Source organism: Romboutsia sp. LXY-2, assembly GCF_056171995.1.
Genome location: NZ_JBKFGI010000027.1, coordinates 1 through 12,899, shown reverse-complemented (window position 1 = coordinate 12,899; position 12,899 = coordinate 1). Strand labels below are relative to the sequence as shown.

Below are 12,899 nucleotides of genomic sequence, written 5' to 3'. Positions count from 1 at the left end.
GGCGTTACCCTATCATTCTACCTTTCGTAATATCAGTTCTAGTAATTAAAATTAATTACTAGGGTAGTTTTGTAGTAAACCCACGCTTACTTTTGTCTACCAACAAGTCACACCAAAATGGTCTTCTATAGATTTTTTATTTCTTCCAGTTATTATTAGTATTTCTTCTATTCCACTTTCTATTGCCTCTTCTATAATATATTGAAGTGTTGGCTTATCTACTATTGGCAGCATTTCTTTTGGTTGAGATTTGGTAGCTGGTAAAAATCTTGTCCCAAGTCCTGCCGCTGGTATTATGGCTTTTCTTACTGTCATTTTTATTCCTCCAAATATTTATGTCTATATTAATATCATTCTCTATATTTACAATTTCATTTGTTTACTATGAAATTATAACACAAATCGTCTAATAATGTGTTAATATATAAGCAATATCTTCCTATTATAACTACCCTATAATTAGTTTATTTCATAAAAATACACCTTTAATATATTTGGATTATCGTTATCTTTTATAAACTCTATTGTATAATCCTTCTTATAAATTTCTTTATTTTCTCTATAAGTAATAATCACATCTAATTTATTGTTTGTTGGAAATTCTGTATTAAAATCATTTAATTCAAAATCATCACCTTTTGTTAATCTAATGTTTACGCTTTGATTACTAGTGTTATGTACAGATATGAATAACTTATTTTCAAATACTCCATATTTATTATTTATATCAAAGTAAAACTTACTATCTACATTAATATGCCCGTTCATATATAGCATTATATTATTAAAAGTATCTCCTTCTATGTCTGCTATTGTTTCAAATTTATGTTTCGGTTCTTCTACTGGAGGTGGTTCTATCTTTATAATATTATCCTGATATGTATAATCTACAAAGTATGCATTGCTATAGCTTGCTAAGCTAAATAGTATACCTAAGCATGTTCCGATTATTATTGCCTTAGTATTCATTATAACCTCTATATATTTTTAATATATTTTTTAATAATTTTTTTATTTCTTATATTTTTATAAGTTACTTTCTATTATTAAAGTTACACTCTGATTGAAATTACTTTTTCTGTTATTTATTACCTCTTAAACTCATTGATTTATTTGACTTGTATTTAAGCTTATTGATTTATTTGATTTGCTGTTATATTAATTCTAAGATTAATATTTTTAGATTCATTTATATATTTATTCTCTAAGATAATTACTTTTGATCTGAATGAAATGCTACTGTTACTATTTATTCGATAATCTAAGACTGTGTTTTCTAATGTATTTAAATCTGATTCTATTACTGTATAATATTCTCCATCAGTATTTTTTAACTGTAATGCATAAATAATATCTCTGCATAATTCATCTGTATCTTGGTTTAACTTATTAAAGTTTATCTTAATATTTTGATTGAGGCTACCTTTGTTTAAAATATCAAAGTACTTATATTCACTCGATTCTCCAGGCATTAAAGTTGTATTTATACCTTCACCTACCTCAACGCCAAAGGTTCCAGTAGTTATTTCCAAGTCGGTAGTAGCTTGTACTTTGTTTATAAAGTAAGCATAACTTACTATACTTGATGAAAAACCAAGAATTAGTGATATCATTAGTGTAATAAGTTTATTTCTCATATTATTCTCTCTTTACTTATTTATTTGAGTTCCCTCAATCGTTATGGGATTTACTATATCCTTAAGATTTATATTCATATCTTCATGCTCATCTTTAATCATATTATCTGGATTTGTTTTGACTATTATATCAAAATTTTTGCTTGTTCCTGGTTCAATTATTTTATTGTCTAGATTTTCTTGTGCATTATGTGAAATACTAATTAGAGATGTGTAATCATGATTTGTATCTTTTATACTAAAGCTTTCTTCTGCAACTGTTAGTTTTTGTTTTAAGCTTCCTGTATTAGTTATTTTAAAAGTCTTTTTAAAAATATCTCCTGGCCTGACATTGGTGAATCCATTATTTGCTGGCATATTGTTTATCTCTGTATCTGTGTTGTTTACTACTGACCACTTTGCTGAATCATCAACCAAAAGATTAAATGTACCTGTGGTGATTATTAAATCACTTTCAATCTTTTTACTATCACTTAACCAAGCTTTAGTTCCTAAAGCAGTTCCTCCTAAAATCATTGTTATTCCTAATAATATATAGCTCTTTTTCCTTTTTCCCATTGTACCTTCCTTGTTTATTGTAGATTTGTAGTTAATAGCATATATATACTATTACTGTAAAATCTATTTCCAATAATATATGGTTTTATACCAATATTTACGAAATTAAATAAAAAATTCGCTTCAAACCAGTTTATTGATATTACTTAGGTTGATAAGTCATCCACATAATGCGAAGTATTATAATATCCTTAAGCGTAAAAAAACACTAGCTATAAGCTAGTGTTTTACGTCTATTATAATAAGCAAATCTATAAGCGGAGTTCTGTATTCGATAATCATCTTTCTAGGCCTATTGTCACCAATAGGCTCAAGCGACCTACCTACCGGAGAGTACGAGCAGCACTCTTTAATCCTATCTTGGTCTTGCTCCGGGTGGGGTTTACACAGCAGACTAGTCTCCTAATCTCTGGTGAGCTCTTACCTCGCCTTTTCATCCTTACCTTCAAAAGAAGGCGGTTATTTTCTGTTGCACTTTCCTTAGGATCGCTCCCACTAGGCGTTACCTAGCACCCTTGCTCTATGGAGCTCCGACTTTCCTCACGCAGTCAAATGACTGCCCGCGATTATCTGACTTACTTAATATATTCAATTGACTTCATCTATATTATCATATGTTTTTATTTATGTCAAAAATTTTTTTTGTAGTTTTTCTTTATCCATTGGCATTGCATAATAGTAGCCCTGAATAGTATCACAACCTAAAGTTTTTAAATAATCACATTGAGGTTTATTTTCTACCCCCTCTGCAACCACATTAAGATTTAAAGTTTTAGCTAGATATACTATAGATCTAACAATACTTCTACTCTTTTCATTTTCTTCTATATCTACTATAAAAGATTTATCCAATTTAATGGTATCAATAGGTAATGTACTTAAATTTGCTAGTGATGAATTTCCTGTTCCAAAGTCATCCATAGAAACCTTTATTCCTAATTTCTTTATATCTAAAATCTTATTTGCTATAAATTCCATATCCTTTGTTACTACCGTTTCTGTTATTTCTATTTCTAATAAACTTGGATCAACTTCAAACTCTTCTATATATCTTTCCATTGATTCTACCAAATCTACGTTATACAAGTTAATTATTGATAGATTAATAGATATAGGTATTATTTTGATACCATGTTCTTTCCATTGCTTAATATCACTACAAACTTTTCTAAATACCCATCTATCTATAATTTCTATTAAGCCATTTTTTTCTGCTATCGGTATAAAATATGCTGGACTAATAAACTTTCCTTTTTTATCTTTCCACCTTACCAAAGCTTCACATCCAACTATCCTTTCACTGATTGCATCTATCTTGGGCTGATAATATACTTCAAATTTATTGTTCTTTACTGCTGATTTTATATCTTCACTAATACTTAATTCATCTACCTGTTTCTTCCTTAGCTCTTCAGAAAATACATTATATTTTAAAGTCTTATTATCTTTAATTGCAATTCTTGCTAAATTAGCTTTATTTATCTTAGAGGTAAAACTAATTTGCTCACTATATTCATAATGTATACCTGATACTACAGAAATATTAATTCCTTCTTTATTCCCAACTCCAATTTGAGCAATCTTACCTGTAACAGATTCCACTAATTTTATAACTTCATCCTTATTTTTTTTATACCTTGTTAAATATATAAAATTATCTCTATAACATCTTGTATAAATAGAATCTCGCGGTAAAGTATCTTCTAGTATTTGTCCAATCTCCCAAAGCACAATTTCTCCAAATGGATCACCAAAGGTTTCATTGATTATTTCAAAGTAATCAATATCAAAATATACAATGGCAAAGTTTTTATTTTTCTTATTTTCTAATATTTTATTTCCATCCATAATAAACTTACTAAAGTTTCTGCTACCAGTTACCTCATCTACAAAAGCTAAATGATCTATTTCTTCATCACTTCTTTTTTTGTGTATTAATATTAATGCTATTATTACAATGAATACAATACCTAAAATAATTGCTACATCTATAGAAATATATAATTTTTCGATTTTATCTTCTATAATAATATTGTCTTTATTTAACTGACTCATATTTGAAAGTAACCCCACTAAAAGCACTACAGAAATTACGGATATAAATCTTTTACTTATTCCATACCTCATATTTCCTCCACAATATTAATTATATCCTTCTATATAGTAAATAATTTTAATAGCTTATTATTTAACTCTATATTAAATACATCATTTACATATAGTATCCCTTTTATATAGTAATATTTTATTATTAAAAATCCATTTACACGAATATAGGCTGTTTATATGTAAAAAAAAGCTATAGATTACTGTTTTTTCACAGTATCTATAGCCTTTTTATTATTATTTGGATTTTTATAAGTAAATTTGATACTTTCTATATTACTCTTTTTGCTTTCACCATCAGGACTACTTCCTATAACATAAATCTCAACATTACCATCACCGTCAAAATTGCTTAGGTCATATTTTATTCTATAACTATTACTATTTCCACTGACAGCACCTAGTTTATTGAATGTATCTTCGCCCTTAAATTTTGAATATACTTGATATTCATAAGGTCCACTTATACCTATCGAATCCCAAGTAAGCTCTATATTAAGAAAATGCTCTTCTATTTCATATGATGATTTAAGGTTTTCTACTTTAGTATCTGTGATTTTTTTAGGATTAACAGTAACTATAACACTTTTTTCTAAGTTTCCACAGCTTATCTTAACAATCTGAGTGCCTTCTCTTAAGCCTTTAATCTTACCATTGCTGTCCATACTTATTATAGGGTCACCACCATCTTCTAACTCTTCTAAGCTAAACATAACTTTAGGCTTATATTTATTATCTTCAGAATTAGTAATAACCTCTACTTTTAACTTGTGCTCTTCATCCACATCCAAGTCTATATCGTATTCTACCTTTATTTCTTCAACTACAAGGTTTATTATAAACTCCTCTTCTGCTTTAATGTCTTCACAAGTTGCTACTACGGAAGCCTTCCCTGCACCTACTACTTCCACTAAGCCATCTTTATCAACTACTAACACTCTCGTATTTGTACTTTTAAAATCTATTTCATTTTCTATATCAAAATCATAGTTCCTCGTAACTTTTACATCTATTTTTCCACTATCGCCTACTTGGCTTATTTCTTCATCCATAGATAAGTCAATATGTTCTACCTTTGGTTTTGCCACTATTATATCGTAATTATGTATAACTTGCTCATCTCTTAATATAGATAAACTTGTAGCTCCTTCTGATATACCACTAAGATTGTTATCTTGGTCTAAAGTAGCTATATTTTCATCTTCTACTTTATAGCTTATTTGTCCTTCATACCCATAAAAAGGCATAACCTTATATTCTATATCTATATTTGATGTACTATCAACAGGTATTATTATTCGATTTTCTCCCTCTGTAATATATGGTCCACCAGTGACTATAGCTGTAAAATCATATATTTTAGATGGTATAATCCCTTTATCAAATAATATAAACTGACCTACTACTAATACAATAATTAATGTAGATACTATTAATAATTCTTTTTTGTATTTACCTAAATAAGTTGTAGCTATTCTAGAATTAGCTGTAAAATCTAAACTTTTATATGATTTTGCATCTCTATATGCCTCTACAGCTCCATTATGTATACCTAATTTCCTTAATATATCACCCTTTAATATACATATTTCCAAATCAACATCATATTTATGATATAACAATTTAATATATTCTAGTGAATCAACTAAATTATCCTCATCATAAGATTCTCTTGCTAATTCCTTTATTTTTTCTATTGTTATTTCTTCTTGGTAGTCAATATCTGCTAATATATAAGGTATATTCTTACTTTTTAGTATGTCTACTATATTACTCTCTCTATCTTTAAAACAATCTTTGTAAATGTTAATTAGTTCTATAAATTGTGTTGTAGATGCTTCTTTATAAAAATAAGCTATATTATTTGCTATGTAGCTTCTACAATCTCTTTTCGCTTTTTCATCTCCATTAATCTCTTTGTGAAATTCCTTAGCTTTTTCTAACATGTCAAATACATTACTCATAACCCCATCTACCCTTTACAATTAAATTTATCTCTTTAATTTTACCATTCTTTTTGACATAAAAAAAGTCCGAAAGAACTTTATCTAAGCAGATAATTTCTTTCGGCAAAAGTAATGTATTATAATATTTCATAACGAGTAAACGAATATGTACTTCGCGCTGAAACTTATAATTTTATTATATATCAATTTTTGAATATTATCTAATACCAAAATTGTTATACTAGCTATAACTTTTTCCTATATTTTCATTATGATTCTAACATGAGAATGGTGAATCAGAATATAATATAAAATATCCTTGAGGATGATTACATACCGGGCAAGCTTTAGGTGCTTCAGTTCCATTATGAATATGCCCACAGTTTAAGCAAATCCATTCTTCTTCTTTATTACTTCTAAATAATGTGCCATCTTCTATCTTATCTGCATATTTTCCAAATCTATCACCATGAGTTTTTTCTATTAATGCTATTTGCTCAAAGCTATAAGCAACTGCATTAAATCCTTCTTCTTTAGCTATTTTAGCAAAGCTTTTATACACATCATCCCATTCTTCATATTCAGCATGTTGTGCTTCTCTCAAAATTTTAGCCATACTATCATATATAACTATTGGATAGCTTCCTTCTATATGTATCGTTTCTCCTGAAAGTTCTTTTAAGTGATTGTAAAATACTTTTGCATGAGCTTTTTCTTGATCTGCTGTATATGTAAATGCTTGTTCTATTAATGCTAACTTTTGTTGTTTTGCTTGGCTAGCTCCAAATGTATATCTATTTCTAGCTTGGCTTTCTCCTGCAAAAGCTCTCATTAGATTTTCTTTTGTTTTACTATCTTTTAATAAATTCATATTTTTCCCTCTCTAAATATAATTTATTAATACTATCTCCTAACTTTCATCATTTAATTCCATAATCACTTTATATTTATTATTTAGTAAAATCCCCCAATAGGATATATACTTTTTATATCCTGTTGGGGGACTTAGCTTAAATCTATTTATTTGTAGTAAATAATACTTTCAATAATATCTAACTCTTCTTTATTATCGCTATAAATGTATAAAGTTTCATCTTTATCATTTCTATCTCTTGTTATAATTAATAAATCGCCCTCATGAACTTTTTCTTTAAAATCACTAGAAAATTCTATATCTATATCTCCATTTAAAAAATAATATACACGAGATACATTATTATAGCTATCTTTTATATTTTCTATTTTAAACTTTTTAAATGCATCAGGTTTTATATTTATATGGCTTATATCTCCTTCACAGTCATCATTTGTCATAAGATTAAAGTCTCTAACTTTTCCATAACTTTTAGTATTAAAATCACCTCTAAAGCTGTCTTTTTCAAATCTGCATAAATTAATACTATACTCATCCTCATGTTTAAGTAAAAGCTCACCATCTAAAATCATTATCTTTCTATCAATTCCTGGTAAATGAGTAAAGGTAGATTCTTCAACTAAAACCATAGCTGAACTTATTCTATATTTAAAATTAAGCTCACTATAAACACTATCTTCTGGATAAATATATAACTGAGTAGTAGTACCACCAGACCAAGTGGTAGTTTTCTGTCCATTTTTTCTTATTATTTTTATATTGTAAGCCATAATTTTTTCCCCCTTTAAACTTATTTCTAATACTTTATATAATGATAAGTTTTCAATCCTTAAAAAGTATGAGACGATATCAACTACTTATTCTATTTTTATTGCTTTATGCTTTAATTTACCTTTTTAACTAAATAAGTTTATAAATGTAACTATTGTTGGTATACCTATTAAATCTATTAAAAATGCTCCTACCAGTGGAACTATTAAAAATGCTTTTGTAGAATTACCATACTTTGATGTAACTGAGTTTATGTTTGCTAAAGCATTTGGTGTAGCTCCTAATCCATGCCCTAACATACCAGCTACCATAATCGCAGCATCAAAGTCCTTCCCTAAAACTTTAAAGGCAACAAATATTCCAAACAATATTATAAATAAAACTTGAATTACAACTATTACTATCATAGGACCAGCAAGTCCTGCTAGTTCCCACAACTTTATAGTCATAAGTGCCATAGTTAAAAATATTCCTAAACATACATTGCTTATGATATCTATTGAATATAAATCTAGGTTTACAATTTTAAACTTATCATTTATATTTCTAAATATTACTGCCACAAACATAGCCCCTACATAGCCTGGAAGCACCACTCCTGTAATATTTGAGAACCATGTTCCAAGTAATGTACCAATAGTCATACAACTTGATATAACTGCAATTTGAACAATCATAGTATTTGCATTAAATGATTCACTCAATTTTATACCTGCTATTTCCTCTACAGATACTCCCCCATTACTGTCTATGTCATTTGAATATAGACTATTATTATTTTCTTCTGTTGGTTTTAGATTGTACCTATCTATTAAGTACCTAGATACTGGTCCTCCTACAAGACCACCACACATCACCCCAAAGGTTGCTGCTGCCATACCTATAGTAACCGCTCCATTAACTCCTAGTCCTTCTATAGTCATTCCAAAAGATGAAGCTGCAGCATGCCCACCTTCCATAGATATAGCTCCACACATTAAACCTATTAGTGGATCGATGTTTGTTACTTTTGCTCCTAAAACTCCTATTAAATTTTGAGATATTGCTAGTACACCACATAACAACCAGTATACTATTAATAATTTTCCTCCTTTTTTAAGTAAAGCGAAACTTGCTCCAAGGCCGATTGTTGTAAAAAATGCTATCATGAATGGTGATTGTAAAGTTGTGTCCATTGAAATGCTTAATATATTGCTAGTTTTTAAGATTAGTACAATTATTGCTGCAAGCAGTCCTCCTATTACAGGACCTGGTATGCATATCTTTTCTAATATTTTTACCTTTCTTCTTATAAAATTTCCAAATAACAATAATAAACTGGCCAAGGCTACAGTAGCTATCATGTCTAAATTTAATGTCATTAGCCCCTCAACAAATTCAAAACTCATCCCTGTCCTCCTTTGTCTTTTCATTAAACTCACTTAAATTAGCTACATATTTTATTGTCACTTAGACTAGTTCTCTAAATATCATTTATTCCCTTCTTATTATTCAAGGCTTCTACAGATAATCCTATATATTATTAACCCATTACAATTTTTAATAATTTCCATTGATAATATATATTTTTTCTACATCCTAAAAATATATATTAGCTCTAACTTCCTTATATACATTCTAATTTATTTCAAATTCCTTACATGTAAAAATAAAATAAATTAAAAATACTGTCTAAAAAATAAGCAAAAATACTTAAGAAAATACAGTATAAAAAGGGTCAATCAGCGAGCAGTTAAAAATTATTCGCTGATTGACCCTTATATTATTAATATAGACTTATTATCTGGCTATATGCATTTTCATTTCCATTACCACCTATTTGCGTTATTTCTCTAGGTTCTTTTTTCAGAAGTACATTCCTCTGACTTTGATCTAAGCTTTTACCTACTATAACTACCGGTGAACTTTCTTTAGATGCTAGCACTCCAACTGCTAATGCATCTATAAGACCATTTTGATTTTCTATACCATCCTTAGCTACGAATATATTTTTAAGCTCCTTATTGGTATAAAACTTGTCAATAATAAGTGCATTAGTTTCACTTCTATTATTTCCACCTAGTCTCTCTGGGTTTGGAAGACTCGAGGCTACAGTTTGTGATATTGCTCTTTCTCCACCTATTATATAAGCCTTATTTATTTTATTTTCTTTTATATAGTCTTTAAATACTGATACCCCATCTCTAGGTGATGCTAGTACTATAGGCATATTTTTATCTGCCGCTACTGGTGCTATGCTTACTGCATCTGGTAACCCAGTCTCTCCATTTACTACTGCTATTTGAGATACGTTTTTTATTTTTTTAGCTATTGCTAAAGATGTTTCAAATCTAGTATCTCCTGATATTCTTTCTACATCATATCCATATGACTTAAGTTTATTTTCCACATTTTTAGATACTACACCTACTCCACCTATAATATATACTCTTTTAGGAGATATTCTTTGTATTTCATGTAAAGTCTCTCCTGTTAGGTTATCTTTTTCTGTTAGAAGTATTGGTGCATTTTCCTGTTTAGCAAATGGTGTAGCACTTAGAGCATCTACTATTGCTGATGAATTTACTAGTACAACATTTTGGGCACTATTATTTTCCCATCCTCTGTTGGATACTTTTATTGCTGTTTGATATCTTGTATCTCCTACTAATTTCGTCTCTATTACAGTCACTAATATAGATTGCTTAACTTCTAAGTTATACTTTATATCTGTATTATTTCCTACTTGAACTGTGTCTGAGTAGTTTATTTGTAGATTTGTATTTTTACCATTGTTGGTATACTTAAGTATATCACCTACTATTTGTACATTAGAGCTATTATTTACATAAGGTTTTAGCTGTTGCCCCTTTATGTTATAAACCTTTGGTAACGAAATTATTATTTCTTTATCTTTTGTTTTTATTTCTCCTAAGTTTATACTTTGATCAGATAATCTTGCATATGTCAGTTTTGTTTGACTTATTGGAGTTAGATCTGTTATCTGATTATTCGTTAGCTCTACAGTATCTAAGTTATCCATTTGTGAAAGCGCAGAAATATCTTTTATATTATTAAAGTTTAGTTGTAAATCATATATTGTATCACAACTTACAAGAGGTGATATATCTTCTATTTGATTATAGCTTAGACGTAGACTTTCTAATGTTAATTGTGATATGGGTTCAATATTTTTTATATTGTTGTGTCCTAAGTCTAATACTAATAGCTTCTTAAGATTTGCTACTGGCTTTATATCTATAATCTTTGCATCTGTTATTCTTAATGTCTCTAGATTTTTCGCATATTCAAGACCAGTTAAATCTGAAATCTCTCCTTTATCATCAGTTAATGCCCTTAGAGATTCTAAGTCTTTTTGGTTAACTTTTTCTTCTGTATATCCTCTACCAAGCTGTTGATTTATTGCTTTTAATAAATACTTATCTTTTATTTCTATTATTGGTACTACAGGAGCTTCTTTAATTATTACCTTTATTTCTTTTGTAGTTTTGTTTTTATCACTATCTTCAACTTGTAATACTACTTTGTATTCTCCTGCTACATTAACATTTATATTATCTTCTATTACTTTTACTTTTTTTGATATATCTCCATCTTCAGCATCTACTGCTTGCACTTTTTTTAATAAGTCCCCTATAACATCAATACTATATTCATATTCTCCTACTGTATAAGTAGCGTCTTGTGCTATTATTTCAGGCTTATTATTAGTTTTTTCTTCTAATTTTACTGAGTACTCTACTAATTTTTCATTATGATTAAGTTTGATGTAGTTTTCACCTTCTTTTAAATATAGGATGTATGTCAGCCACCCATTGTCTGATTTCATTCCAAGACTATTGAAGGTTTGCACTAATCCATTTGGAGTTGAATGTTCTAAGAAGAATATTTCATTAGGATTCGTAATGTTTGTTTTATCATATTTTAATCTAAGCTGTACTTTTGTGAATTTATCTACTGATAATTTAAATACATCCCAATCTGTATCTAAATCTAGTACCCCTCTATATTCTTGTTCTAAAGTCATAAGTGTAGCTGTTCCCTTTGGATAATTATCATTAGGCTCAGTTTCATAATACTCATCAGCAGTGAAGTCTATTTGATAATCTATAGAAAATGGATATTCCTCACTTTCTCCTGTTGTATACATATCTAAATAGTAAGTGCCTGGCTCTATCCCTATTTTAAAAGAATTTTGAGATTTCATAATATAATCAAAATCTCTTGTGTTTATGTTTTTTACTCTATCATTATTTTTATTATATAAACCAATATATATATTGGCAAAGCTACCATCTTTATATGTTGGTTTTGATGACTTTATTGTTATATATCCTTTTTTTGGTACTTCAAATTTTACTTTGTTTGAACTATATGGATATTTTGTAAAGTTGTAGCTTTGATTTAGCTCAATATCTGTGTATCCATAGAATCTCGTCTCTGTGCTTGCATAAGCAACATTTGTAGATATATTCCCCATTGATATAACTACAGTTAGTAGTATTACTAATATTTTTTTCATGTCTACTCTCCTTAAATGTCTTTTGCTTAATAAATATTTTTAAATTTCTCCCTAATATATATTTTTTATATGTCACATATTATTTTATCATTTTTTCACATATTTAAATAGATTTTAGATCATAAAAAATTCGCTTCGCTTGAGCGACTACGTCTGCGATTTTATTTTGCTTATGATTGGTGCATTTGTATCACTTGATTGCATGAGTTATACACAGATTGTGAGTCATTATAATTTCTTTATACGCAAAAAAAGACTATGTATAAAATACATAGTCTTAATTGGAGCTGGTGATAGGAATCGAACCTACAACCTGCTGATTACAAGTCAGCTGCTCTACCGTTGAGCCACACCAGCATATGTTTTTGGAGTTAATACTCTAAAAACTGCATATCATTTAACTAATTTTCATCATTTTAGTTGGTCAAGTCCTCGACCTATTAGTATCGATAAGCTAAATACATTACTGCACTTACACCTTCGAC

General features: G+C 28.6%; 9 protein-coding genes, 1 tRNA gene, 1 other RNA gene and 1 pseudogene. All 12 read right to left on the bottom strand.

What is annotated here, in order from left to right:
- Window positions 1–114 precede the first annotated feature (114 nt).
- A pseudogene (locus tag ACI48P_RS21850) lies at window positions 115–315 on the bottom strand (sugar phosphate nucleotidyltransferase); the annotation flags it as partial.
- 144 nt (window positions 316–459) lie between these two features.
- Window positions 460–969, bottom strand: coding sequence for a hypothetical protein (locus tag ACI48P_RS21845; RefSeq protein WP_475219605.1), 510 nt, complete (start codon window positions 967–969; stop codon window positions 460–462).
- 161 nt (window positions 970–1,130) lie between these two features.
- A complete protein-coding gene (locus tag ACI48P_RS21840; RefSeq protein WP_475219603.1) occupies window positions 1,131–1,637 on the bottom strand; it encodes a hypothetical protein in 507 nt (168 codons plus the stop codon).
- A gap of 12 nt (window positions 1,638–1,649) precedes the next feature.
- Window positions 1,650–2,195: a TasA family protein gene (locus ACI48P_RS21835; protein ID WP_475219601.1), complete on the bottom strand. Its 546-nt coding sequence runs from the start codon at window positions 2,193–2,195 to the stop codon at window positions 1,650–1,652.
- 238 nt (window positions 2,196–2,433) lie between these two features.
- An RNA gene (gene rnpB / locus ACI48P_RS21830) (RNase P RNA component class A) lies at window positions 2,434–2,777 on the bottom strand.
- Between the two features lie 42 nt (window positions 2,778–2,819).
- Window positions 2,820–4,322 (bottom strand): putative bifunctional diguanylate cyclase/phosphodiesterase, encoded by a 1,503-nt coding sequence (locus ACI48P_RS21825; protein ID WP_475219599.1) that lies wholly within the window; start codon window positions 4,320–4,322, stop codon window positions 2,820–2,822.
- Between the two features lie 179 nt (window positions 4,323–4,501).
- Window positions 4,502–6,265 (bottom strand): hypothetical protein, encoded by a 1,764-nt coding sequence (locus tag ACI48P_RS21820; RefSeq protein ID WP_475219597.1) that lies wholly within the window; start codon window positions 6,263–6,265, stop codon window positions 4,502–4,504.
- A gap of 259 nt (window positions 6,266–6,524) precedes the next feature.
- Window positions 6,525–7,118: a rubrerythrin gene (gene rbr / locus ACI48P_RS21815; protein WP_475219595.1), complete on the bottom strand. Its 594-nt coding sequence runs from the start codon at window positions 7,116–7,118 to the stop codon at window positions 6,525–6,527.
- A gap of 149 nt (window positions 7,119–7,267) precedes the next feature.
- Entirely contained in the window at window positions 7,268–7,891 is a 624-nt protein-coding gene (locus ACI48P_RS21810) for a HutD family protein (protein ID WP_475219593.1), read from the bottom strand.
- A 126-nt stretch (window positions 7,892–8,017) separates the two neighbouring features.
- Window positions 8,018–9,280, bottom strand: coding sequence for a sodium/glutamate symporter (gene gltS, locus ACI48P_RS21805; protein ID WP_475219591.1), 1,263 nt, complete (start codon window positions 9,278–9,280; stop codon window positions 8,018–8,020).
- Window positions 9,281–9,657: 377 nt separating this feature from the next.
- Entirely contained in the window at window positions 9,658–12,414 is a 2,757-nt protein-coding gene (locus ACI48P_RS21800; protein ID WP_475219590.1) for a cell wall-binding repeat-containing protein, read from the bottom strand.
- Between the two features lie 282 nt (window positions 12,415–12,696).
- Window positions 12,697–12,771: transfer RNA gene (locus tag ACI48P_RS21795), tRNA-Thr, on the bottom strand.
- Window positions 12,772–12,899: the final 128 nt, after the last annotated feature.